Raw genomic sequence first — 25,032 nt, 5'->3', positions numbered from 1 at the left:
GGCAGAGGGGACGGCCTGCATGGATGCAGGCTCGGCCCCGACCCGACAGGCAGACGGCATAAGGTGAATGAATCGCACAGCGACGATTTTCCCGCCGGGAGCCTGGGTTGCAAGGGAGGTGGCGGCGAGCCTCCCTTGCACGTTCACAGGTATCTGCGCTTCAGAGAAATGACACTGCTGAGGTGAACGGAACCTTGAGCAAGAATCAAATGTTCTCAATAATTCTTAACTGACAGGAACTTCCACTCCGGTGGCCGGTTCATTTGTTAATGCAATTGGGCTACATCGATGGCCTGAATCGCCCGCGCGATATCCGGCGAATTGTTTAACGCACGAATTTCCTGAAAAAGCGCGGTTGCCTCTGAATATTCTTTGCGCAAATACCCTAACCACTGCTTAATCCGCGCTACATGATACAGCCCGGTGTCCCCCTGCTTTTCAAGGCGGGTATATTTTTGCAACAGCGTCACGACTTCAGGCCACGGCATACGCGGCTCGTTGTATTTCACCACGCGGCTCAGGTTCGGAATATTTAATGCGCCACGTCCGATCATCACCGCATCGCATCCGCTGATGGCCATACAATCCTGGGCGCTCTGCCAGTCCCAGATTTCGCCATTCGCAATAACCGGAATGGTCAGCCGCTGGCGGATCTCGCCAATCGCCTGCCAGTTAATATGTTCGGCCTTGTAGCCCTGCTCTTTGGTTCGGCCATGCACCGCCAGTTCGCTGGCACCGGCCTGCTGGACGGCATCGGCAATTTCAAACTGCCGGTCGCTGTTGTCCCAGCCCAGACGAACTTTCACCGTCACCGGAAGATGAGCCGGGACCGCCTCACGCATAGCTTTTGCGCCCCGGTAGATAAGCTCAGGATCTTTCAATAACGTTGCGCCACCGCCGCTACCGTTCACCAGCTTCGACGGACAGCCGCAGTTCAGATCGACACCGTACGAGCCCAGTTCTACCGCGCGTGCGGCATTCTCCGCCAGCCACTGCGGATACTGTCCTAACAGCTGAATGCGAACCAACGTGCCGGATGGCGTCCGGCTGTTATTATGCAGTTCCGGGCAGAGTCGATGAAATACTTTTGCCGGCAGGAGCTGATCCACCACGCGCACAAACTCGGTGATGCACAGATCGTAATCATTCACTTCAGTCAGCAGCTCGCGCACCAGTGAGTCGAGCACGCCTTCCATCGGCGCCAGTAAAACACGCATATCGTCACCCGCAAAAAAAGAGGCGCTATGGTAGCGCCTCCGTTCGGGAGATTAAAGAGGCTCAGCGCGGCAACAGGCAGTTATCTTCTTTCCAACCGTACAGCCATTCCATACCGCGATAAAACTCCGCCTGCGATTTGTCTTTCCACAGCAGATTACGCACCTGCCGCTCGACGCCTGCAGCATGGTAGACACGGCCCATTTCACGCGTTGACCAGACGATGCGTGCGGTACGCGGAATACGCACCGACTCATACAGCGCAAAGGCAGCAGCCGCATCGCCGTCACATTGCTGTAGCGCTTTACCGAGCGTTACCGCGTCTTCCAACGCCATACAGGCACCCTGCGCCATATATTGCGCCACCGGGTGCGCGGCGTCTCCCACCAGCGTGATGCGGTCGGTTCCCCATTTTTCTACCGGCTCGCGGTCGGCGGTGGACCAGCGCCGCCATGATGTCGGTTTATCCAGCATCTGGCGCGGGCGCGGATGGATACCCGCAAAATAGGAGAGCACTTCCTCTTTGCTGCCATCCTTCACGCCCCACTCTTCCTGCTGACGACTGTGGAAGGTCACCACCAGGTTATACTGCTTACCTCCGCGCAGCGGATAGTGCACCAGGTGACAGTGTGGTCCGGCCCACAGCACCGGTGCGTTAATGCGTAAATCTTCCGGCATATCATCACAATCAATCACGGCGCGATAGACCACGTGTCCGGTAACCCGTGGCGCATCGCCAATCAGAGACTGACGAACGACCGATTTTACACCGTCACAGCCCACCAAAATATCCGCCGTCCAGCTGTTGCCGTGCTCATCAAATACCGTCACGTCATTCTCTGTCTGGCGAATATCAACCACGTTAGTTGAAGTGCGATACTCAACGTTAGGATGCACCAGCGCCGCTTCCCAAACGCTGGCGTGAATATCAACCCGATGGATAACCGCATAAGGACCGCCAAAGTGATCGCGGAACGCCTGCCCGGTTTCAATGCGCACAACCTCTTTTGCGTTTACCGCATCCATCATCGTGATGTGATCGGTAAAAACAGCACGCTGACGGGCGACTTCCCCCACGCCAAGGCTGTCCAGAGCAGAGAATGCATTCGGCCCGAGCTGAATACCCGCGCCAATTTCACCAATCTCGTGCGCTTTCTCCAGCAACATCACTTTAATGCCCTGACGGGCCAGCGATAGCGCGGTTGCCGCGCCGCCAATCCCGCCACCCACGATAATTGCGCGTGTCACTTTAGCCATTGTCGTTCTCCTTATCAGGCTGGAATTTTATCTTGTTGATTCTCGGGCGCGGCGGCGATAAACGCCGGAAGCTGAGTACAGGCATCATATACCGCCTTACAGCGCGGATATCCGCTCAGATCGCAGCCCATACGTAACGCGTTCGCCCACTGTGGGATCAGACAGCAATCCGCCAGCGTCGGCGCATCACCCACGCAGAACTTACCCGAATGACTCTGGCGCAGCATCTGTTCCACCGCGCTTAACCCTTGCTGGATCCAGTGTGCATACCAGCGTTTTTTATCTTCTTCACTGACCTTTAACTCTTCGCTCAGGTAGCGCAGTACCCGCATGTTATTCACCGGGTGGATATCACAGGCGATGGCATAGACAATTTCCAGCACCTTACTGCGCACCGGGAAGTCGGCAGGCAGCAGCGGCGTTTGCGGAAAGTGGCCATCCAGCCAGTCAATTATTGCCAGCGACTGCCCAAGTGATTCTCCGTCATCGGTCACCAGCGTCGGCACCAGTCCCACCGGGTTCATCCGTCGGTAGGCCAGTTCGTTCTGCTGACCAATGCGAATGTTGACGCCCACCGTCTGGTAATCCAGCCCCTTCAGCGCCAGCGCAATGCGCACCCGATATGACGCCGAGCTATTAAAGAAACTGTACAGCTTCATCATCCACCTCAGACAATCTTCACGGCGATGGGGGTTAAACCGTCTACGTTTCCGGTGATCACATCCCCTTTCACTACCGCCCCCACGCCTTCAGGGGTACCGGTGTAGATCAGATCGCCCGGCTGCAGTTCGAAGAAGCCAGACAGATAGCTGATGGTTTCATTCACAGACCAGATGAGGTGGCGAATATCGCTACGCTGATGATCGTCGCCGTTGACCTGCAACCAGATTGGCGCATGGTTAACATCCACACTTTCGCTGGCTTTATGCAGCGGCGCGATGGGCGCGGAGAGATCAAACGCTTTGCCAATTTCCCACGGACGCCCCATCTGGCGCATCTCCATCTGCCGATCACGGCGAGTCATATCCAGACCGGTGGCATAGCCCCAGATATATTCGTGCGCTTTTTCCAGCGGAATATCACTGCCCTTTTTGCCAATCGCCACCACCAGCTCTATCTCATAGTGATAGTTATCGGTTTGCGATGGGTACGGTAGTTCGAGGGTCTGACCAGCCGCCACCGGGACTACCGCATCGGCAGGTTTACAGAAAAAGAACGGCGGTTCGCGATCCGGATCAAAGCCCATTTCACGGGCATGAGCGGCATAGTTACGGCCCACACAGTAAACACGGCGCACAGGAAATTGTTCATCACAGCCAACAACCGGAACGGTAACAGGCGCTTGTGGTTCAAATACGTATTGCGTCATTTTCTCTCTCCCAAATTAATAACGTGCTTCGCGGAACAACCCCAGTGCTTCCTGAACCGGTCTGTCCGAAAAACTGAATAAGACGGTATCTTCGCGGGTCTGGAACGACACGCCGTGCCAGGTCGGCACCACAAAGATATCTTTTGGCGAAAAGTTGAAGGCCTCATTGCCGATGGTGACCTGCCCACTTCCTTCCACCACGTGGTAGATAGTGCTGTCGGTGGTACGCGCCATTCGTGAGGAAAAGCCCTGCGGCAACAGTTGCAGGAAGGTTCCCATTGAAGGCATGGGATAACCGCCGGTTACCGGGTTGACGTAACGCATCTTGTAACCGTCCCATTCATCGGCGTCGCCCATACGGGTCAGGTCATGCAGTGCCTCACGGCTGCGATCGTAGCGATAGTTAAAAATCGGCGATGAGTTACCTTTCTGATGACGCAGCGGCAGCATATTGGCCGCGTAGCGCGGTAAATAATCCCCTTCCTTGCGCGTGACCGGCTGCTGATCTTCCGGGTAGTCTTCCGCAAAGCCACAGCCCAGCAGGTTCACCAACGGCAGGTCCAGACCGTCCAGCCACACCACCGGTTCACTGCCCGGGTTGCCGTGATCGTGCCAGCGCCACTGCGGCGTCAGAATAAAATCGCCTTCTTGCATCTGGGTGCGCTCGCCATCCACGGCGGTAAATGCCCCTTTCCCTTCGACAATAAAGCGCAGCGCAGACTGGTTGTGGCGGTGACTCGGCGCAACCTCGCCCGGCATAATTAACTGCAATCCCGCGTACAACGTTGGGGTGATTGAAGACTGTCCGCGCAGCATTGGGTTTTCCAGCACCAGCACGCGACGAATCGCCTCTTTCGCGCCAATCAGATTGCCACTTTCTAACAGTAGTGGACGGATCTCCTGATAGTTCCAGTACGCTGGCGCGCAATGTGCGTTCGGAGTTGGCGGCACCAGACGATGCAGCGACTCCCACAGCGGGGTCAGATTCTGCCCGGAAATATGCTGGTAAAACTGCTGACGGCTGTTCTTAACATCCTGATTCAGTTCAGACATAGGGATTCTCCTTATTCATTCACAACACCTGCGCGAGGCAGAGTATTCGAGGCAGAGGCCGACTGGCGGATAACAACCGTCAGCAGCGTAAGCATCACCGCGCTGATGGCCGCCGGGACGGCAATAATGAAAAACAGGTTATCGAATGAGAAATTCATCGCCATCATCACGCCGCCGGAAAGTGAGCCGACAATCGCGCCGCAGCGTCCCACCGCATTAGACCAGCTGACGCCCGTCGCCCGGCTTTGTGTCGGATAAAGCGTGGCGGTTAACGCATTAAGACCAACCTGAGAACCGCTGATACCAATGCCGGTGCCAAAAATGGCCAGCGCCATCAGCCACAGGCCGTTCTCACTCAGACCAATCATGACGATGCATACCGCGCCCAGCGCATAGCTCACGGCCAGCACGCGGAAAGGATTGTATTTATCCATCAGCACGCCCAGCGCCAGCGCGCCAAGCGTACCGCCAATCTGGAAGGCAGCGGTCACCCAGGAGGCATGCTGCAGATCAATTCCACGGTGGTTTAACAGCGTTGGCATCCAGCTGGAGAGCAGATAAATAATCAGCAAGCTCATAAAGAACACTACCCATAGCATCAGGGTAATGGGCAGCTGTCGCCCGACGAACAGCTGGCGAATGCTGCCTTTAGCAATTGCGGCGCCCTCGTTGAGATAAAAATGGGTATTGTCATAACGTTCCCGGGTGATGGCGCTAACGGTTCTGGCAATCACGTTTTGCGGCAGTTGACGACGAACCTGCCAGCGTGGGGATTCCGGTAGCGCAAACAGCAGGGCCACAAACAGCATCAGCGGTAGAACGCCTCCCAGCACCAGGATGCCGTGCCAGCCAATCACCGGCACCAGCTGCGCGCTGACGATGCCGCCCATTGCCGATCCCAGGGTGAATCCGCAGAACATCATGGTGACCAGTGCCCCACGCCGACGCGCTGGCAGGTATTCAGACGTCATGGTGATGGTATTTGGCATTGCGCCGCCCAGACCTAAACCGGTCAGGAAGCGCAAAATAACCAGCGTTTGTAGATCGGGTGAAAAAGCCGAGATCAGACTTAGCGCACCGAACAATGCCACGCAGAGTTCTATCACTCTTTTGCGGCCAAAACGGTCGGACAGCGGGCCACAGAGCAGCGCGCCAGCGGTCAGTCCCAGCAGACCTGCGCCAAACAGCGGGGCCAGATCGCCGGCAGTCAGTTGCCAGTGAGTGCGAATGTCGGGTGCGATAAAACCAATCGCCGCGGTATCAAATCCGTCGAGCATGACAACCAGAAAACAGCAGATGATAACGCGCCACTGGGTCTTACCGACGGGGGCGGAATCGATCAGCGCTTGTAGATCATGTTGTTGAGTCATAGTGAATGCCTCAGTGCAGGTAGAGTTGATGTCTGTTTTGTTTTAGGTATGTTGCGACTTTGTATGTTTGGAGATGAAATGTACAATGGCTTTTCATGCAGAGGTATAACCTGGAGGTTATAGCAAATGGCAAACTGGGCGCAGAAACTGAAGTTGCACCACCTGCAAACGCTTATTGCACTGGGCGAACAGGGAAATCTGACTCACGTCGCCCGGATGATGAATATCACCCAGCCCGCGTTGTCGAAATGGTTATCACAACTCGAAGATGAGATTGGCATCACGCTCTTTGAACGTCATAGCAAAGGCTTGCGTCCTTCCGAAGGCGGCAAACTGCTACTGCAGCATGCCCAACGCCTAATCAATGATATGGAACGTTCGCAGTATGAGATCGCCCGTTTTAAGCAAGGCGGCCTTGTAGGGAGTCTGAAGATTGGCTGCTCGCCGGTCGCGACCGACTGTGTTTCTCAGGCAATACTGGGGTTGCTTAAAGAGTTACCAACCCTGCATCTGAATATTGAAGAGAAAGTGATGACCCCGCTGCTGCACGATCTGCTCGCGGGTTCGGTGGATGTCGTCGTCGGTCGCGTCGGCGGTCGGGCGCTTCAGTTGCCGCTCAATTACCAGGTGCTATATACCGAACCGGTCTGTTTCGTCGCCCGTCCCGACCATCCCTTAGCAAAATATCCCCTGCTCACCTGGCACGATCTGGCGAACTGGCGTTGGATTGTCTGGCCGACAGGAACCCCTATCCGGATAAGCATTGATAACGCACTGGTTGATAACGGCGTCATGTTGCCGGAAAACATCATTGAATCAGCATCGATCAACGTCAGTACCAACCTGCTGCAAAGTAGCGACATGATCTCTATTCTTTCTTTGCGTCTGGCACAAAGGTATGCCGCCCAGGGACAGCTGGCTATCCTGAATCTGCCGAAGATTGAACAAAAAGGCAGCGTCGGCGTATTCTGGCGCAACAACGAAACGCCGACTACCGCCCTGAATCGTTTTTTGTATTATCTGGCACAGGTTTAGCGCGGAGAGTTAGGGCCATCGCCCGATGTTCCAGATATCTATTTCCTCTATGCTTAGAATTCATGATGTGATCGGTAGCACGTTTTTAAGTTTAATTGTATGATGAATGAGTCTCGTCAAGGGTTTCAACTATGAGCAAAGCACTGAACGTTATCTGGCAATATTTGCGCGCATTCGTCCTGATTTATGCCTGCCTCTATGCAGGTATTTTTCTTGCATCGCTACTCCCTATCACCATTCCGGGCAGCATTATCGGCATGCTGATCCTATTTGTCTTACTGGCTTTGCAGGTGTTACCGGCAAAATGGGTTAACCCTGGCTGCTACGTGCTGATTCGTTATATGGCCCTGTTGTTTGTCCCGATTGGCGTGGGGATCATGCAGTACTTTGACCTGCTCCGCGCACAATTTGGTCCGGTGGTGGTGTCTTGTACCATCAGTACGCTGGTCGTTTTCCTGGTGGTGAGCTGGAGCTCGCACATTGTGCACGGTGAGCGCAAAATCGTTGGGCAAAAAGAGGCTAAAGCAAAAAAATGATGTCGTATATCTGGTGGTCGTTACCTCTTACGCTGGCGGTATTTTTTGGCGCACGTAAGCTGGCAGCTCGCTTTAAAATGCCTTTGCTGAACCCTCTGCTGGTGGCCATGGTGGTAATTATTCCCATTCTGCTGCTGACCGGTATTCCCTACGATCACTATTTCAAAGGCAGCGAAGTGCTGAACGATTTGCTGCAACCTGCCGTGGTCGCGCTGGCCTATCCGTTATACGAACAGTTGCACCAGATTCGCGCCCGCTGGAAATCAATCATTGCTATCTGTTTTGCCGGCAGCGTTGTGGCGATGGTTACAGGTACAACAATCGCCTTGTTGATGGGCGCATCGCCGCAAATTGCCGCGTCAATCATGCCAAAATCGGTCACCACGCCTATCGCTATGGCCGTGGGTGGCAGTATTGGCGGTATTCCGGCTATCAGCGCCGTTTGCGTCATTTTTGTCGGCATTCTCGGGGCAGTATTTGGTCATACGTTGCTTAATGCGATGCGTATTCGCACCAAGGCCGCTCGTGGGCTGGCAATGGGCACCGCGTCGCACGCCCTGGGCACCGCACGCTGTGCGGAACTGGACTATCAGGAAGGTGCGTTTAGCTCACTGGCGCTGGTCATTTGCGGCATTATTACCTCGCTGGTAGCCCCGTTCCTGTTCCCGATTATTCTGGCAGTGGTGGGTTAACCTTCATTTTTTAGCTATTTATTTGCGATGCGTTGCACATTTTTCATTTAAGTTTCATAAGTTGCATACACAATGAGATTTGGATCACATATAAAGCCATAACAGGCCCGTAAACTACGATTCCATTACATTGTTATGAGGCATCGCCATGCATCCACGTTTTCAAACTGCTTTTGCCCAACTCGCGGATAACTTGCAATCAGCCCTGGCCCCTGTTCTGGCGGATGCACATTTCCCCGCCATGCTGACTGCTGAGCAGGTCTCTTTGCTGAAACGCGAATCGGGACTGGACGAAGACGCGCTGGCATTCGCTCTGCTGCCGCTGGCTGCGGCCTGCGCACGTACTCCGCTATCCAACTTCAACGTTGGGGCAATTTCTCGCGGCATCAGCGGCAACTGGTACTTCGGTGGGAACATGGAGTTCCTGGGCGCGACCATGCAGCAAACCGTTCATGCCGAGCAAAGCGCCATCAGCCACGCCTGGCTGCGCGGTGAAAAAGGGCTCGCTGCCATCACCGTCAACTACACGCCGTGCGGCCATTGTCGCCAGTTTATGAACGAACTGAACAGCGGACTGGATTTACGTATTCATCTGCCGGGACGTGCACCACACGTGCTTCGCGATTACCTGCCAGATGCCTTCGGCCCGAAGGATCTGGAGATTAAAACGCTGCTGATGGACGATCAGGATCACGGCTTCGCGCTGCAGGGCGATACGTTGACTCAGGCGGCAATCACCGCTGCCAACAGATGCCATATGCCGTACAGCAAATCCCCAAGCGGCGTGGCGCTGGAGTGTAAAGATGGTCGTATTTTTAGCGGCAGCTATGCTGAAAATGCCGCCTTTAACCCGACCCTGCCACCGCTGCAGGGCGCGTTAAACCTGTTGAATCTCAACGGTTATGATTATCCAGATATCCAACGTGCTGTACTTGCTGAAAAAGCCGACGCGCCATTGATTCAGTGGGATGCAACCTCCGCCACGCTGAAAGCACTGGGCTGCGACAATATAGAGCGCGTACTTCTGGGTTAATCGACTCAATAACGCCAGTTCGTAGGCCGGATAAGGTGTTTACACCGCTATCCGGCACTATGCGCAATGCCTAAAATCCCCTCAATCAGACTGCTGTTTCTTGCGCTACGTCTTCCGGTACAGTAGCCTGATTGAAATTCCATCCAAATAACGAGTTTTCTGCATGTTAAAGCGCGTGTTTTACAGCCTGTTAGTCCTGCTAGGCTTGCTGCTTTTGACTGTGCTTGGACTCGATCGCTGGATGAGCTGGAAGACGGCTCCCTACATTTACGACGAACTGCAGGATTTACCCTACCGCCAGGTAGGTGTGGTTCTGGGCACGGCGAAGTATTACCGCACCGGCGTCATCAACCAATATTACCGTTACCGCATTCAGGGCGCATTGAACGCCTATAACAGCGGGAAGGTAAACTATCTGCTGTTAAGCGGCGATAATGCCCAGCAAAGCTACAACGAACCCATGACGATGCGTAAGGATCTGATTGCCGCAGGCGTCGATCCCGCTGACATCGTGCTTGATTACGCAGGGTTCCGGACACTCGACTCCATCGTGCGTACCCGCAAGGTCTTTGATACCAACGATTTCATCATTATTACTCAACGATTCCACTGTGAGCGCGCCTTGTTTATTGCGCTGCATATGGGTATTCAGGCCCAGTGCTACGCCGTACCTTCGCCAAAAGATATGCTCACCGTGCGGGTACGTGAATTTGGCGCCCGTTTTGGCGCACTCGCCGATCTCTACATTTTCAAACGTGAGCCCCGTTTTTTAGGCCCACTGGTGCCCATCCCTACTATGCATCAGGTACCGGACGATGCGCAGGGGTATCCGGCGGTCACGCCTGAACAATTACTCGAATTACAAAAGAAACAAGGAAAATAAGCATGGAAGGAAAAACGATCTTTATCGTTATTGGCGTACTGATGATTGTTCTCTGGACGTGCAGAGAAGGCCTGAAGGGACTGCGTTCCGGTATCGTCGAGAAAACAGTGAAAGGTTCGCAGACGCCAATGATCATTTCTCGCGCTAAAGAACCCAGCACTTACTGGAGCTATATCATCGTTTATTTCGGTATGGCCATTGGTGCACTGTTCACTGGTATCTGGTTACTCTTTATCAAATAAAAAAACCGATGCAGAACGCCCCTGCACCGGTTTTATTTTTCTCTTCCCAGATTACTTCTTACGCGCGTACTTCAGTGAGTCCAGCGCGACCGCGAAGATAATAATGCCGCCCTTGATAATATACTGCCAGTAAGGGTTCACGCCGATGTAGGTCAAACCGTAGTTGATGACGGTGAAGATGATCACACCGGTTACTACGCCAAACACGGTACCTACCCCGCCGCTGAACGACACGCCGCCAACCACGCACGCCGCAATCGCATCCAGCTCATACATAAAGCCGAGGTTGTTGGTCGCCGAGCCGATACGCCCGGCTTCGAGCAAACCGCCGAAGGCATAGAACACGCCAGACAACGCATAGATAATCAGCAGGTTCAGCGCAACGTTTACCCCGGACACTTTCGCAGCTTCCGGGTTTCCGCCGATGGCGAAAATGTTTTTACCGAAGCGGGTCTTGTTCCACAGCACCCACACAAAAGCCACCGCAATCAGCGCATAGAAAGTGATGTAGGAGAGTCGGAAACTGCCCAGTGCAATAAAGCCCTGCGCAAAGGTTGAGAATCCGCTGTCAAAGCCAGAAATTGGCGATGCGCCGACGAAGTCGTAGTACAGGGAGTTGATCCCGTAAACGATAATCATCGTACCCAGTGTGGTAATAAACGGTGTTACGTTCAGATAAGCAATGATAATACCGTTCACCAGACCGATAATGGCGCCAATCACGCAAACAATCAGCACCACTACAATGATTGGCATCGTCGCCATTTCCGGGAATACCTTGTTGGCATTCTCCATCGACTGCAACAGAGTTGCCGCCACCACTGCCGCCAGGCCAACCTGACGCCCCGCCGACAGGTCGGTCCCTTGGGTAACAATCAGTCCAGCCACACCCAATGCGATAATAATACGCACCGAGGATTGCGTGAGAATATTACTCAGGTTCAGTAAGCTTAAGAAAGTGGGATCCTGGAAAATAATAATCGCCAGCAAAACCAAAAGAACAACGTAAATTCCGCCTTCTTTCAGGTAAGTAAGAAAACTTTTCTTATTTAACGCACTCATGAGGAGCCCCTAATCTTAAAGGTGCAAAGACGCAAGACGGAGGATTTCGTTTTGCGTTGTTGTTTTAGTGTCAACAATTCCAGCGACGAGACCATTGCTCATCACCAGAATACGATCGGTAATACCCAGCAGCTCCGGCATTTCAGAGGAAATAATAATAATCCCCTTATCCTTTTTCGCGAGTTCGGCAATCAACTGATAAATTTCAAATTTCGCGCCAACATCGATTCCACGCGTCGGTTCATCCAGCATCAGAATTTCTGGCTGGGTTAATAACCAACGACCAATAACCACCTTTTGCTGATTACCGCCAGAAAGTGAACCGATTTGCGTACGATGACCCGGTGTTTTTACCCTCATGGAGTCAATTACCCACTGGGTATCACTCTTCATGCGGGAATTATCCAACAGACCAACTTTGTTTTTATAGTTTTGGATATTGGAGATTAACGAGTTAAAACCAATGTCCAGATATGCATAAATACCGGTTGAGCGGCGCTCTTCCGTGACCAGTGCAAAACCATGGTTGATGGCTTCATTTGCACTGTGGTTATTAATTTTTTTGCCGTGTAGCGTAATCGTACCTGATGATTTCTCACGAATACCAAAAAGCGTTTCAACGATATCCGTGCGTTTTGCGCCTACCAGACCTGCAATCCCAAGAATCTCCCCTTTGTGCAAATCAAACGAGATATCACGAATCGACGGCTGGCGCAGCGAGGTCAGGTTACGCACTTGCAGAATGACTTCACCAGGTTTGTTTTCTTTATCCGGAAAACGTTGGTTCAGTGAACGTCCGACCATCATGGCGATGATCTTATCCATATCCAGCCCTTCCAGCGGCTGGGTCGCAATCCACTGACCGTCGCGTAGTACGGTAATTTCATCGCACAGCTGGAAGATTTCTTCCATTTTGTGAGAGATATAAACAATACCGCATCCACGCTCTTTTAGCTTACGGATGATGGTGAACAGATGGTTAACTTCTTTTTCAGTTAACGATGAAGTTGGTTCATCCATGATGACGATTTTGGCGTCATAGGAGAATGCTTTCGCAATTTCAATCATCTGCATTTGTGAAACGGATAATGTACCGACGCGCGCACGTGGATCGATATCAATATCCAGTTCATCAAATATCGCTTTGGTATCGCGGTACATTTTTTCCTGATCGACAAACATGCCTTTGGTGGGATAGCGTCCCAGCCACATGTTGTCCATCACAGAACGTTGTAATACCAGGTTTAATTCCTGGTGTACCATCGAAATACCATTTTCAAGCGCTTCTTTCGCAGAATGAAAATCGATTTCTTTACCCTGAAATAAAATACTGCCGGAATCTTTTTGATAGATGCCGAAAAGACATTTCAATAATGTTGATTTCCCCGCTCCATTCTCTCCCATTAGGGCGTGAATAGAATGCGGGCGGACTTTTAAATTGACATTATCAAGCGCCTTAACGCCGGGGAAGGACTTGTTGATGCCGGTCATTTCCAACAAGTATTCGCCTGACGACTGAGTATGTGTGCTGACCATAATTATACCTTGTTGGCCTTGCAGAGTGCATTATTAAGGGCGCAATGAAATTGCGCCCACATACGGAGTATTTATTTGTTGGTGAACTCTGCCAGATTATCTTTATCGACACCTACGTACGGAACGCGAACAATCTTGTTCTCAATTTTCCAGTTAGTGCCATCTGCCGCACCTTTGCCGTCAGCCAGGTTTTTCGCCAGATCGAAGGTGGCTTTCGCCTGGTTGTTGGCATCGTTCAGGACGGTACCGGCCATGGCGCCAGATTTCACCAGAGCCAGCGCTTCAGGCAGCGCATCCACACCAAATACCGGTACGCTGGTTTTGTTGTGCGCTTTCAGCGCTTCAACTGCACCCATTGCCATCGCATCGTTGTTAGCGATAACCACTTCAATTTTGTTCGCGTTTGGACCAGACATCCACGCATCCATCTTATCTTTCGCCTGAGCGGTATCCCACATTGCAGTATCTAACTGCAGCTGCTCAGTTTTAATGCCCTTGTCGTTCAGCTCTTTAATCACGTAAGTGGTACGTGCTTCAGCATCCGGGTGTCCCGGTTCGCCTTTCAGCAGAACAAACTGAATTTTGCCGTCTTTGTTCAGGTCCCAGTTCGGGTTAGCTGCCCAGTGTTTGGCAATCAAATCACCCTGAATAATGCCGGACTCTTTAGAGTCGGTACCGACGTAATACGCTTTGTCATAGCTGTCCAGCGCTTTACGAGAAGGTTCTTTGTTGAAGAACACGATCGGTACGTTCTGTCCGCGTGCTTTTTCAATGACCGTGCCAGCAGCTGCCGGGTCAACCAGGTTAATCGCCAGTGCTTTAACGCCTTTTGCCAGTAGCACGTCGATCTGATCGTTTTGTTTGGACTGGTCGTTCTGCGAGTCGTTCATCAGCAGCTGTACATCTGGTGCCGCTTTGGCATCTTTTTCAATAGCCTTACGTACTACAGACATAAAGTTATCGTCATACTTATAGATAGTCACACCAATGCGGGTATCAGCAGCGTGCGCAGCCGCGCCGAATAACATGCTTGCCATTACAGCAGACAGGGTCAACACCTTCTTATTCATGGTATCTCCGGTTTTATTATGCAGGGTAGTACTTGAGATAAATGCTCGGCAGGCAGAACGTTACTGAAGTGTTACTGAACGCCGAAGCTCACTTTTAAAAAATATTTCTTCCGTGTCTGGCAACGCTCCAAAAACAGGCTTTAATTTTTGTTTAAGGCACCTATACCTCGATGAAAGTGATTATTCACCGTTACATAGTAGTTACAGCGCAACAAACAGTGTCATCATAGCTATCGCATTGTTAATATACTGTGAATTTACTCACATATTGAAAGCGGTTACATCGCGCAACGTTATGAGTTAGTGATCGGTGCCGCATTCTGCCGCAGCGCTACTGAATGGCGACGCACCAGCGTTGGCATAAAACAATGCGACGCCTGCGGATCCAACGTGCCAGCCGCCCCCTGTAGCGCAAGCTCCGTCGCCATTTTTGCCATTGAAGCAATGGGATAGCGCACAGTGGTTAGCTGCGGATCGGTGTAACGCGCGATGGGAATATCATCGAAGCCAATGATAGAAAGGTGTAATGGAATAGCGATGCCGTTATCTTTTAGCGCGGTCAGCGCGCCGGCTGCCATATTGTCGTTATAAGCGAAGACCGCCGTCAGTTGTAAGTTACGCCCCAGCAGTTCCACCATCGCGGACTCTCCGCCCTGCATATCGGGCGAACCGGTGCCGACCCAGCTTTCTGCCGCAACAATCCCCTGCTCTTTCAGAGCAGTTAACCACCCTTCTTTGCGCATGGCGTCATCTTCAATGCGGTGGCTTGATGCCAGATAACCGATGCGTTGATGACCATTATTTAGCAGCATTCGGGTAGCCATTTTGGCACCGCTGATGTTATCCAGGCAGACGCAACGGTGGGCGTAGCCAGGAACAAGGCGGTTGATCAGTACCATGCCGGGGATTTGATCCATAAACTCGGCCAGTTCCCGATCGCTCAGCGCTTTAGAGTGTACAATCAGCGCGTTACAGCGTTGGCGAATCAACACCTCAATGGCATGACGTTCTTTTTCCGCCTCATGGTAGCTGTTGCCAATCAGGACATACTTCTGATGCTGCTGAGCAACCATATCCACGGCTTTTACCAGCGCGCCAAAAAACGCATCTGATACATCCATGACGACAACACCAATCGTGTCGCTTACCTGCGTCGCCAGCGCTTGTGCGTTGGCATTAGGTCGATAGCCAAGCTGAGTGACTGCCTTCATTACCGCTTCACGCGTATCGGGACTCACCAGCGCACTGTTGTTCAGTACGCGGGAAACGGTCGCTACAGAAACGCCAGACTGCCGTGCCACATCACGAATGGTTACCATATTCACTGCCCTGTTTTAGATTGCGGCTGCCCGCAGACACCCCAGGCTGGGTATTTTGTCAGCACAATGAAACGGACTGCGTGAGTGATGTCACAGGAATGAAAGCGCTTACATCCATTTTGTTAATGAATGTGATCCAGATCGTTATCTGGATGTTCGTGGTAATGATGTCCCCGCAGCACGCAGGGTTAATTGACGCCACAGCCATTCCACCGGGCCCTGCCGGTAGAAACGCAGCCATATGACAGAGAAAAGTAAGTTAATCGCCCAGACCGGGATGACGAAAAGCAGCAGCTCCAGCCGGTCAAATTTCATAAATAAACCGGCCTGATAAAACAACGTGGTGCAGATTAAGGTCTGTAACAGATAGTTGGTTAATGCCATGCGACCCACACAGGCGACGGCAATGACCCATTTTAAGCGACTAAGCTGTGGCCAGAAACCAAACATCAGCGCGGCATAACCAATGGTCTGCAACGGCGCCCCCAGTTCTCGCGGAGCTTGCAACAGGAAGGCACACCAGCGGTAGGCCCAGTCCAGTTGCCACTGGGCGATGATAGCAGGCAGGTTAATCGCCATGCCGATAATAACCAGCAGAACGCCAGTGCGTCGATAATGCTGCAAACTGTACTGCCCTTTTAGCCAGCCGCTACGCATTAATGCCGCGCCGAGCAGCATCATCCCCGCCAGTTGCCAGCCATATTGCGCACCTAACGCCAGCAAGCTATTGGACATCATATCCACGCGATTACTGATTGCTTCCATTCCGCCGTTCACTTTCCAGTATTTTTCATACAGCAACGCTGAAGCATCCGGCGTCCAGGCCCGGCTGGTTTCGCTCCCGGAGATCACACCCAACAGCAGCAATACACCAACGCCCGCCAAATAAAGCACCACGCCGGTGTTAAACAAGCTTTTCACCGACGGCGCATCCCGGATCAGCCGCCAGCAAATCAGGCCGATCAAGCCATATGCCAGCAGGATATCGCCATCCCAGAAGAGTAAACCGTGAATGAATCCCAATAGCACCAGCAACGTAAGCCGCGACTGGATCCAGCGTTTGCCGCGCGGGAGCAGCATTTGCAGACCGGCACCGAACAGCAATGCAAACAGCGTGAGGAATTTTACCTGCGCAAAGAGATCGAGCAGCGCCCAGGTCCAGGCATCGGATAAGGTGATGTTGCCATACCACGCGGGATTGAGGTATGCCGCCTTCGGCAGGCCAAAGGCGCTAATATTGAGAAGCAGGATACCAAGAATGGCAACGCCACGAATAAAATCCAGCGTGACATTACGCTCCATGGTTCCTGCCCTAATCAGTTGTGATGACGTACTGCGCGCAGGAATTCCTGACGCGTGTTCTGGCTGGACTTAAACAATCCGCCAAGAGAAGTGGTGGTGGTCGCACTGGTCGCATCGCGAATGCCGCGCGCTTTCACACAGTAATGCACCGCATCAATCGATACCGCCACATTATTCGTCCCGAGCAGCGTTTGCAGCGCGGTGAGAATTTGCTGGGTCAGACGTTCCTGTACCTGCGGACGCTGTGCAAAGAACTGCACAATGCGGTTAATCTTCGACAGACCAATGACCGAATCTTTCGGAATATACGCCACCGTCGCTTTGCCATCGATAGTGACAAAGTGGTGTTCGCAGGTGCTGGTCAGCGTGATATCGCGGACCGTGACCATCTCGTCCACCTTCATTTTGTTTTCAATGACGGTGATTTTCGGGAAGTTGGCGTAATCGAGACCAGAGAAAATCTCATCGACATACATTTTCGCAATGCGATGCGGAGTTTCCATCAGACTGTCATCGCTCAAATCGAGATTGAGCAATTGCATAATCTCGGTCATATGGCCAGAGATAAGACGTTTGCGTGTTTCGTTATCCATCTCTTGCACAGGTGGGCGCAGCGGGGTTTCGAGACCACGCGCAACCAGCGCTTCATGAACCAGTGCCGCTTCTTTACTGAGTGATGACATTTCTTCTTCTCCTGCAGGTGGGGCGCCTCTGCCCTGCATGGGGCAAAGTTTTTAGGCTGTGTCACAGCCAGAACATTGTGCGTGAGGCGGCGCACATAATCCAGTATTCACCGTGATAATTATTGAAATTGGCACAGCCTTTCAGCGTCGCTGATTTCACTTGTCTTTTAGCCCGGTGACGTCGAGTGTTAATGTAAAGTTATATAGATGATGAAGTATGTTTGCTCAATGCGGAAGTGAAAGTTACTCACAGTGCTATGAATAATCTGTATTATGATGAGTTCGCAAACACATTCAGGTTCAACACAACAAGGAGCCACGCATGGAAATGCTTGAAGAGCACCGCTGTTTTGAAGGCTGGCAGCAACGCTGGCGTCACGACTCCACCACGTTAAATTGCGCCATGACCTTCAGTATTTTTCTTCCACCACCCCGCGATAACGCTCCGCCTCCGGTGCTGTACTGGCTGTCGGGCCTGACCTGCAATGATGAAAACTTCACCACCAAAGCGGGTGCGCAGCGCATCGCGGCTGAGCTGGGTATAGTGCTGGTGATGCCGGACACCAGCCCGCGCGGCGAGCAGGTTGCCAACGATGACGGCTACGATTTAGGTCAAGGGGCAGGATTTTACCTCAATGCCACCCAGCAGCCGTGGGCAACGCATTTTCGTATGTATGACTATCTGCGTGATGAGCTTCCGGCACTGATTCAGTCGCAGTTTAACGTCAGCGATCGCTGCGCCATCAGCGGACACTCCATGGGCGGCCACGGCGCATTGATTATGGCGCTGAAAAATCCCGGGAGATACACCAGCGTTTCCGCCTTTGCGCCGATCGTAAACCCTTGTCGTGTTCCGTGGGGTGAGAAGGCTTTTAGTGCTTATCTGGGCGAAGATAAAACACAGTGGGCAGAGTGGGATAGCTGCGCGTTGATGCTGGCCAGCAAACCCGCAGACGCGATCCCGACGCTAATCGATCAGGGAGACAGCGATCAGTTTCTTGCCGATCAGTTGCAGCCCGCGGTACTAGCCGAAACTGCCCGTCAGACCGCTTGGCCAATGACGCTACGCATCCAGCCTGGTTACGACCATAGCTATTACTTTATTGCGTCGTTTATTGAGGATCACCTGCGCTTCCACGCCCAGAATTTGCTGAAGTAATTTCTTAGTTGAGGGCGGAAGCCCTCTTCATTTCTCCATCATTCCTTCACTTTTTCTCCTTTTTTCTTCGTCCATTATCCTATTGATTTAAAAAGTATTTAACTTCAAATCATATCAAACACAAATGATTTCTATTATCATTTGTGTTTACAAACATTCATACTTTTGTACAATCCCCCCGCTTCTTTACTGAAAAGAGTCCTTAAAAGACAAATACATACAATTGTCATGGCCTTTCACATGACGCGCAGTTTGATTCATTTAAATGGAATGATACAAATGACTATACCTCACGTTAAGGCTGTAGCTGCCGCAGTATGCGTCGCCTGCCTCCCATCACTCGGCCATGCCGCTGAACAAGACACCGTGGTCGTTACCGCTACCGGTTTCGAGCAGAAAATTCAGGATGCCCCGGCTTCAATATCTGTTATTACCAAGCAGCAGATTGAGGACAAAGCCTATCGAGATGTCACCGATGCGCTAAAAGATGTCCCTGGCGTCGTCGTCACTGGCGGGGGGAGCAGTAGCGATATCAGTATTCGCGGTATGGCTTCGCAATACACTCTCTTCCTGGTCAACGGTAAACGCATCAGCACCCGCGGTACACGTCCTAACAGCGACAACTCAGGTATTGAGCAAGGTTGGCTGCCGCCGCTGGAATCCATTGAGCGTATCGAGGTAATCCGCGGCCCGATGTCATCCCTCTACGGCTCCGATGCGATGGGCGGCGTCATTAACGTCATCACCAAAAAAGTGTCGAATACTAAAGCCTGGACCGGCTCTTTGCACGGCGATGCCACTTTCCAGGAAGACAGAGACTCCGGCGATATTTACCAGACCAACGCCTATGCGTCTGGACCACTGATTGACGGATTACTTGGCGCGAAGGTGACCGGATTATTCTCCCACCGCGCGGAAGATGAAATCGTAAATGGCTACAATGAACAGCGTATGCGTAGCGGGGGATTAACCCTGAACTTTACGCCAGATGATAAAAACGACATCGATTTCGATTATGCACGTGAATTGCAGGATCGCGACAGTACGCCGGGCAAATCCATGGCCGAGGAAAACTGCCGCAACGGAAGCTGTAAGCCCAACAGTAAAAGCGAAAACAAGTATGTGCACACCACGTACTCAATAACCCACAGCGGTTATTACGACGACTTCAACTCCACCAGCTATGTCCAGCAGGAAGAGACCGACAACCCCGGTCGCCAGATGAAGTCCTACAACTCGATTTTCAATAACCAGAACCAGGTATTCCTTGGGGCGCACACCCTGACGTTGGGCGGGCAATACCGTTATGAAAAACTGCGCGATAATGGCAACCAGCTGCAAGCTGCTGATGGACTGAACAAACTGACTCGCTGGAGCTGGGCGCTGTTTGCTGAAGATGAATGGGCCGTTACCGATACCTTCACGCTGACCGGCGGTCTGCGTATGGATAAGGATGAAAACTACGGTGACAACTGGACGCCGCGCGGCTATGGCGTATGGCATCTGAGCGATCAGTGGACCTTAAAAGGCGGTGTTTCCGCGGGCTATCGCGCACCGGATCTGCGCCAGTCTTCTGCCAGTTGGGGACAGGTCACCGGCGGCGGTCGTCTGAACGGAATCATTGTCGGCAACCCGGACCTGAAACCGGAGAAAAGCCTCAGCGAAGAGATCGGTTTACTGTGGGATAACGGCAACGACCTCAACGCAGGCGTTACGTTGTTCAATACCGACTTTAAAAACAAAATCACCGAAGTTCGCCGTTGTAACAGCAGTTCCGATCCGGCCTGCACCATCGGCGGCACTCATTATGACTTCGTCAGCGATCGCGTTAACGTCGATAAAGCCAATATGCGCGGCGTAGAATCCACCTTCGGCTGGAAAATAACCTCTGACGTCAACTGGACCGCGAACTACACCTACACAGAATCTGAGCAGAAAAGCGGTCAGTTCTCAGGCCAACCGTTGAACAAAATGCCGAAGCATATGTTTAACACGACGCTGGACTGGCAGGCTACGCAGGATCTCGGTTTCTGGAGCCGTCTGAATCTGCGCGGGAAAACGTCTGAATACCTGAGCCGTACCTCCATGGCACAGGGCACCCCGTCCTATACTCAGGTCGACGTTGGTTTACGTTACTATGCTACCAAGGATCTGTTGATGACCGCTGGCGTGTATAACGTGCTGGATAAACAAATCGATTACGATACCTACGACACCGTCCTTGATGGACGTCGTTACACGGTTGGCATGACTTACAGCTTCTAAGTTAGGCGCAATAAAAAACCCCGGCACTCATCATGCCGGGGTTTTTGTTATGCTTTTTTATACTGTTACTTCTTTACGCGGCCCGGGAATTTCATTTCGCTGTAGCGAACAAAACGGGTTCCTTTGGTCAGCTTATAGCCAAACCAGATAATCAGGAACAGCGGGATACCGATATAGGTAGCCATCACGCCGCCCCAGTCAATGCTGTCTTTCAGGAACGCTTCGTAGTTCTGACCCAGGGTGATAATCAGGCACAGCACAAAGGCGAAGATCGGACCCAGCGGGAAGAAGCCAGAACGGTACGGCAGATCCTTCACATCGTGCCCCTGCAGTACATAACCGCGACGGAAGCGATAGTGGCTAATAGCAATCCCCAGCCAGGCGATAAAGCCCGTCATCCCGGAAGTATTCAGCAGCCACAGGTACACGGTCTGGTTGCCAAACATTGAAGTCAGGAAGCACAGCCCCGCCACCACGGTGGTCGCATACAGCGCGTTACGCGGTACGCCGCCACGAGACAGTTTGCCGAAAATACGCGGCGCTTTACCGTCACATGCCAGGGTGTAAAGCATACGCGTGGAGGCGTACATCCCGGAGTTACCTGCGGACAGCACCGCCGTCAGGATAACTGCGTTCATCACCGCTGCCGCAGACAGCAGACCCGCATGCTGGAATACCAGCGTGAACGGGCTAACGCTGATGTCTTTTACATCGTTACGCAGCAGGCTTGGATCGGTATACGGAATGATCAGGCTGATAATCAAAATTGCGAACACATAGAACAGCAGGATTCGCCAGAATACCTGACGTACCGCACGTGGAATGTTCTTTTCAGGATTTTCAGATTCGCCAGCCGCGATACCGATAAGCTCCGTCCCCTGGAAGGAGAAACCGACGATCATCGCCACGCCAATCATCGCAGCAAAACCACCGGCAAACGGTGCATCGCCGGTCGTCCAGTTGCTCCAGCCCACCGGCTGAGCGCCTTTGAAGATACCGAAAATCATCATCACACCAACCACGATGAAGATAATGACGGTGGTAACTTTGATCAGTGAGAACCAATATTCCGCTTCACCAAATCCACGAACGGAAATGTAGTTCAGCAGGAAGATAACGCCGAGGAACAGCGCACTCCAGATCCAGCCCGGCGTGTCCGGGAACCACCAGCTCATCACCAGCTGTGCGGCCACCAGGTCAACGGCAATCGTTACCGCCCAGTTGTACCAGTAGTTCCAGCCCAGCGCGAAGCCAAAGCCTTCTTCTACATAGTTCTGACCGTAGGTGGAAAACGAGCCGGAAACCGGCATATAGGCAGCCAGTTCACCGAGGCTGGTCATCAGGAAGTACACCATCAGACCGATCAGAATATAAGAGAACAACGCGCCGCCTGGACCCGCTGCAGAAATAGTTGCACCAGATGCAACGAAAAGACCCGTACCGATGGAACCTCCAATGGCAATCATCGTCAGGTGACGCGCCTTCAGTTCACGACGTAGCGTGGGCGCTTCTGTGGTTTTAGTTTCGGAAACCATGTGAAAATGCTATCCATCCAAAAAATGAGGCGCGATTGTAGCAGACGAAATGGCATTCTTCCGGCACAAATACGCTGTTATAAGAGACCTTCATGACTGGCCGCGGATTATAAGTAAAGCAGAAAATATGCGGTGTAAGGCGGTTAAGTTATAACCGCCGTTCTACAGAGGTGACATTACGACAGTAAGCGCCCTATTCGCCCAGCTCGACCTGATCGCTGTAATGTAAAAAACGCGTAATGGCATTGGAGATGTGTTTTTGCCTGTGATGCACGCGCCAGAGAGTACGGACTAAACGCGGCAGCGGCACGGGAACTTCGCTCAGCGTTCCCGCCTGCAACTGCTCCGCAATAACCCGACGCGACAAGCAGCTGATCCCGAGACCATGACGCACCGCATGCTTAATGGCCTCGGAGTTACCCAACTCCATTGCCATCTGAAATCTCGGCAGATGAGACAGCAGCAGGTAATCCACCAGTTCGCGCGTACCCGATCCTCGTTCACGCAGGATCCACGGCGAAGCAGCCAGCTGTTCCAGCGTAACAGGCCCCTTTGTGAGCGGTGACGACGGTGCGGCAAACACCACCAGCTCGTCTTCCAGCCACGGTTCAGAAATAATTTCAGTACTGTGACAAGGCCCTTCGATCAGTCCGATATCTACCCTAAAATCCAGCACCGCATTAATCACATCCTGACTGTTACCCACGCTCAGCTCGAGCGGCAAATCAGGAAAATCCTGCCGATAGCGGGCGATCATAGCAGGCAAGATATAGTTACCAATGGTGCTACTGGCATAGACCCGAATGGCACCATTATCTTCGCGAAAAAGCTGTTCGATTTCGGTTGTTTGCTCAAGTAACGCCAACGCTCGTGGGTAGAGCAAACGCCCGTGCTCGTTGACCACCAGTCGTTTACCGACACGGTCAAACAGTTGCACGCCGAGTTGCCCTTCCAGATCGGTAAGTGCCGCACTCACCGCCGACTGCGACAATGCCAGCATGACAGACGCCTGGGTCGTTGAACCGCTTTTTAGTACCTCAGCAAACACTTCAAGTTGTCGCAGGGTGATATGCATAGTCGTTTTCCACCGGATATCCGTTACTTATACCCTAAATAATTCGAGTTGCAGGAAGGCGGTAAGAGAGAGCATCCCCGGGAGCGTATTTAAGTACGTGACTGGGGTGAACGAGCGCAGCCAACGCACATGCAACTTGAAGTATGACGGGTATACCACTTATATAGATTAATTATAAATATATAATCAATTTTATTTTTAAACCACTTCGCCGTACTCTTTTACCCAGATAAAGGAGAAGGATATGACAGAACTCACCTTGCAGACTCATCGTCGTACAGCGTGGCATTTTATTCCGGGGCTTGCCCTGAGTGCAGTTATCACTGGGGTCGCCTTATGGGGTGGATCTATTCCCGCCGTCGCAGGTGCCGGGTTCAGCGCCCTCACCTTAGCAATCTTGTTGGGAATGGTCCTCGGCAACACCGTCTATCCGCACATCTGGAAAAGCTGTGACGGCGGCGTGCTGTTTGCTAAACAACATCTATTACGTCTGGGGATCATCCTCTACGGCTTCCGCCTCACCTTCGCGCAAATTGCTGACGTCGGCGTCAGCGGTATCGTGATTGATGTGTTAACGCTGAGCAGTACCTTTATGATTGCCTGTTTCCTGGGGCAAAAAGTGTTTGGTCTGGACCGCCACACCAGCTGGCTGATTGGCGCGGGGAGCAGCATTTGCGGTGCCGCCGCCGTGCTGGCAACCGAGCCGGTAGTGAAAGCGGAAGCCAGTAAGGTAACCGTCGCTGTCGCCACCGTGGTGATCTTCGGTACCATCGCTATCTTCCTGTATCCGGCAATGTATCCGCTGCTGGCACACTGGTTTAGCCCAGAAACCTACGGCATTTACATTGGTTCCACCATGCATGAAGTGGCGCAGGTAGTGGCTGCCGGGCACGCCATTAACCCGGATGCAGAAAACGCCGCGGTTATTGCCAAAATGCTGCGCGTCATGATGCTGGCACCGTTCCTCATCCTGCTGGCAGCTCGCGTTAAACAACTGTCTCCGGCTACGGGTGGTGAGAAAAGCAAAATCACTATTCCATGGTTTGCCATCCTGTTCATTGTGGTCGCGATTTTTAACTCGTTCCACCTGCTGCCGCAGTCGGTTGTGAACATGCTGGTAACGCTGGACACCATTTTGCTGGCAATGGCAATGGCTGCACTGGGGTTAACCACTCACGTTAGCGCACTGAAAAAAGCCGGTGCCAAACCGTTACTGATGGCCCTGCTGCTGTTTGTCTGGTTGATTGTCGGTGGTGCTGCGATTAACGTCGCTGTCCACGCCCTGATGGCATAAACGATCACGACTCACCTCCATTAACCCGCTATACTCTCCCTTTTTGT

23 protein-coding genes are annotated in these 25,032 nt (G+C 52.4%); 9 read left to right on the top strand and 14 right to left on the bottom strand.

The features are described from left to right. Positions 1–266: 266 nt before the first annotated feature. From dusC to mhbT, 6 genes are all read right to left on the bottom strand, one after another. On the bottom strand, positions 267–1,217 hold the full coding sequence (gene dusC, locus OGY37_RS03425; protein ID WP_149281506.1) for a tRNA dihydrouridine(16) synthase DusC: 951 nt from the start codon (positions 1,215–1,217) through the stop codon (positions 267–269). Positions 1,218–1,278: 61 nt separating this feature from the next. Further along, the gene (locus OGY37_RS03420; RefSeq protein WP_063940515.1) at positions 1,279–2,472 is read right to left on the bottom strand and encodes a 3-hydroxybenzoate 6-monooxygenase; all 1,194 of its coding nucleotides are present in this window, start codon (positions 2,470–2,472) and stop codon (positions 1,279–1,281) included. A gap of 14 nt (positions 2,473–2,486) precedes the next feature. Continuing rightward, positions 2,487–3,131 (bottom strand): maleylacetoacetate isomerase, encoded by a 645-nt coding sequence (gene maiA, locus OGY37_RS03415; RefSeq protein WP_003834489.1) that lies wholly within the window; start codon positions 3,129–3,131, stop codon positions 2,487–2,489. Positions 3,132–3,139: 8 nt separating this feature from the next. Then, on the bottom strand, positions 3,140–3,841 hold the full coding sequence (locus OGY37_RS03410; protein WP_063940516.1) for a fumarylacetoacetate hydrolase family protein: 702 nt from the start codon (positions 3,839–3,841) through the stop codon (positions 3,140–3,142). A gap of 15 nt (positions 3,842–3,856) precedes the next feature. Beyond that, the gene (gtdA, locus tag OGY37_RS03405; RefSeq protein WP_286620072.1) at positions 3,857–4,894 is read right to left on the bottom strand and encodes a gentisate 1,2-dioxygenase; all 1,038 of its coding nucleotides are present in this window, start codon (positions 4,892–4,894) and stop codon (positions 3,857–3,859) included. Positions 4,895–4,905: 11 nt separating this feature from the next. Then, positions 4,906–6,264 carry a 3-hydroxybenzoate transporter MhbT gene (gene mhbT / locus OGY37_RS03400; RefSeq protein ID WP_279275701.1) on the bottom strand — a complete coding sequence of 453 codons (1,359 nt, stop codon included), beginning with the start codon at positions 6,262–6,264 and terminating at the stop codon, positions 4,906–4,908. A gap of 126 nt (positions 6,265–6,390) precedes the next feature. On the opposite strand from mhbT, the gene OGY37_RS03395 reads away from it, so the two are divergent. From OGY37_RS03395 to OGY37_RS03370, 6 genes are all read left to right on the top strand, one after another. Then, the gene (locus OGY37_RS03395; RefSeq protein ID WP_003834495.1) at positions 6,391–7,299 is read left to right on the top strand and encodes a LysR substrate-binding domain-containing protein; all 909 of its coding nucleotides are present in this window, start codon (positions 6,391–6,393) and stop codon (positions 7,297–7,299) included. Positions 7,300–7,430: 131 nt separating this feature from the next. Beyond that, positions 7,431–7,835, top strand: a complete 405-nt coding sequence (locus tag OGY37_RS03390) for a CidA/LrgA family protein (protein WP_003834497.1) — start codon at positions 7,431–7,433, stop codon at positions 7,833–7,835. Beyond that, on the top strand, positions 7,832–8,527 hold the full coding sequence (locus OGY37_RS03385) for a CidB/LrgB family autolysis modulator (RefSeq protein ID WP_003027380.1): 696 nt from the start codon (positions 7,832–7,834) through the stop codon (positions 8,525–8,527). Before OGY37_RS03390 ends, OGY37_RS03385 begins: the two co-directional genes overlap by 4 nt. A 148-nt stretch (positions 8,528–8,675) precedes the next feature. Further along, entirely contained in the window at positions 8,676–9,560 is an 885-nt protein-coding gene (cdd, locus tag OGY37_RS03380) for a cytidine deaminase (protein WP_003834500.1), read from the top strand. A 163-nt stretch (positions 9,561–9,723) separates the two neighbouring features. Further along, positions 9,724–10,443 (top strand): outer membrane permeability protein SanA, encoded by a 720-nt coding sequence (gene sanA / locus OGY37_RS03375; protein ID WP_003027383.1) that lies wholly within the window; start codon positions 9,724–9,726, stop codon positions 10,441–10,443. 2 nt (positions 10,444–10,445) lie between these two features. After that, positions 10,446–10,685 carry a DUF2542 family protein gene (locus tag OGY37_RS03370; RefSeq protein WP_003834502.1) on the top strand — a complete coding sequence of 80 codons (240 nt, stop codon included), beginning with the start codon at positions 10,446–10,448 and terminating at the stop codon, positions 10,683–10,685. Between the two features lie 51 nt (positions 10,686–10,736). Here the strand turns inward: OGY37_RS03370 and mglC are convergent, their stop codons facing one another. The 6 genes from mglC to folE all read right to left on the bottom strand — a co-directional run bounded on the left by mglC (position 10,737) and on the right by folE (position 17,657). Continuing rightward, positions 10,737–11,747: a galactose/methyl galactoside ABC transporter permease MglC gene (gene mglC, locus OGY37_RS03365; protein WP_003027393.1), complete on the bottom strand. Its 1,011-nt coding sequence runs from the start codon at positions 11,745–11,747 to the stop codon at positions 10,737–10,739. 15 nt (positions 11,748–11,762) lie between these two features. Next, complete coding sequence (mglA, locus tag OGY37_RS03360) at positions 11,763–13,283, bottom strand: galactose/methyl galactoside ABC transporter ATP-binding protein MglA (RefSeq protein ID WP_003027396.1); 1,521 nt, start codon at positions 13,281–13,283, stop codon at positions 11,763–11,765. A gap of 71 nt (positions 13,284–13,354) precedes the next feature. Next, on the bottom strand, positions 13,355–14,353 hold the full coding sequence (gene mglB / locus OGY37_RS03355; RefSeq protein WP_003027399.1) for a galactose/glucose ABC transporter substrate-binding protein MglB: 999 nt from the start codon (positions 14,351–14,353) through the stop codon (positions 13,355–13,357). Positions 14,354–14,646: 293 nt separating this feature from the next. Then, positions 14,647–15,672 (bottom strand): HTH-type transcriptional regulator GalS, encoded by a 1,026-nt coding sequence (gene galS / locus OGY37_RS03350; protein ID WP_032943995.1) that lies wholly within the window; start codon positions 15,670–15,672, stop codon positions 14,647–14,649. 144 nt (positions 15,673–15,816) lie between these two features. Then, positions 15,817–16,974, bottom strand: a complete 1,158-nt coding sequence (yeiB, locus tag OGY37_RS03345) for a DUF418 domain-containing protein YeiB (protein WP_286620070.1) — start codon at positions 16,972–16,974, stop codon at positions 15,817–15,819. A 14-nt stretch (positions 16,975–16,988) separates the two neighbouring features. After that, positions 16,989–17,657, bottom strand: a complete 669-nt coding sequence (gene folE / locus OGY37_RS03340) for a GTP cyclohydrolase I FolE (protein ID WP_003027410.1) — start codon at positions 17,655–17,657, stop codon at positions 16,989–16,991. A gap of 322 nt (positions 17,658–17,979) precedes the next feature. Between folE and fghA the strand changes: the two genes are divergently transcribed. Both fghA and OGY37_RS03330 read left to right on the top strand, forming a co-directional pair. Beyond that, positions 17,980–18,816 carry an S-formylglutathione hydrolase gene (gene fghA / locus OGY37_RS03335; protein ID WP_149281501.1) on the top strand — a complete coding sequence of 279 codons (837 nt, stop codon included), beginning with the start codon at positions 17,980–17,982 and terminating at the stop codon, positions 18,814–18,816. Positions 18,817–19,095: 279 nt separating this feature from the next. Further along, positions 19,096–21,081, top strand: coding sequence for a ligand-gated channel protein (locus OGY37_RS03330; RefSeq protein ID WP_286620068.1), 1,986 nt, complete (start codon positions 19,096–19,098; stop codon positions 21,079–21,081). A gap of 65 nt (positions 21,082–21,146) precedes the next feature. Here the strand turns inward: OGY37_RS03330 and lysP are convergent, their stop codons facing one another. Together lysP and yieE are read right to left on the bottom strand one after the other, a co-directional pair. Beyond that, a complete protein-coding gene (lysP, locus tag OGY37_RS03325) occupies positions 21,147–22,616 on the bottom strand; it encodes a lysine-specific permease (RefSeq protein ID WP_149281496.1) in 1,470 nt (489 codons plus the stop codon). 193 nt (positions 22,617–22,809) lie between these two features. Then, positions 22,810–23,691 carry a DNA-binding transcriptional regulator YeiE gene (gene yieE, locus OGY37_RS03320; RefSeq protein ID WP_003834519.1) on the bottom strand — a complete coding sequence of 294 codons (882 nt, stop codon included), beginning with the start codon at positions 23,689–23,691 and terminating at the stop codon, positions 22,810–22,812. 244 nt (positions 23,692–23,935) lie between these two features. On the opposite strand from yieE, the gene OGY37_RS03315 reads away from it, so the two are divergent. After that, a complete protein-coding gene (locus tag OGY37_RS03315; RefSeq protein WP_043016967.1) occupies positions 23,936–24,985 on the top strand; it encodes a YeiH family protein in 1,050 nt (349 codons plus the stop codon). Positions 24,986–25,032 lie beyond the last annotated feature (47 nt).

Origin of the sequence: Citrobacter sp. Cpo030 (assembly GCF_030333005.1) — a bacterium.
Taxonomy (GTDB): domain Bacteria; phylum Pseudomonadota; class Gammaproteobacteria; order Enterobacterales; family Enterobacteriaceae; genus Citrobacter; species Citrobacter portucalensis.
This window is presented reverse-complemented; position numbering and strand designations above follow the sequence as displayed.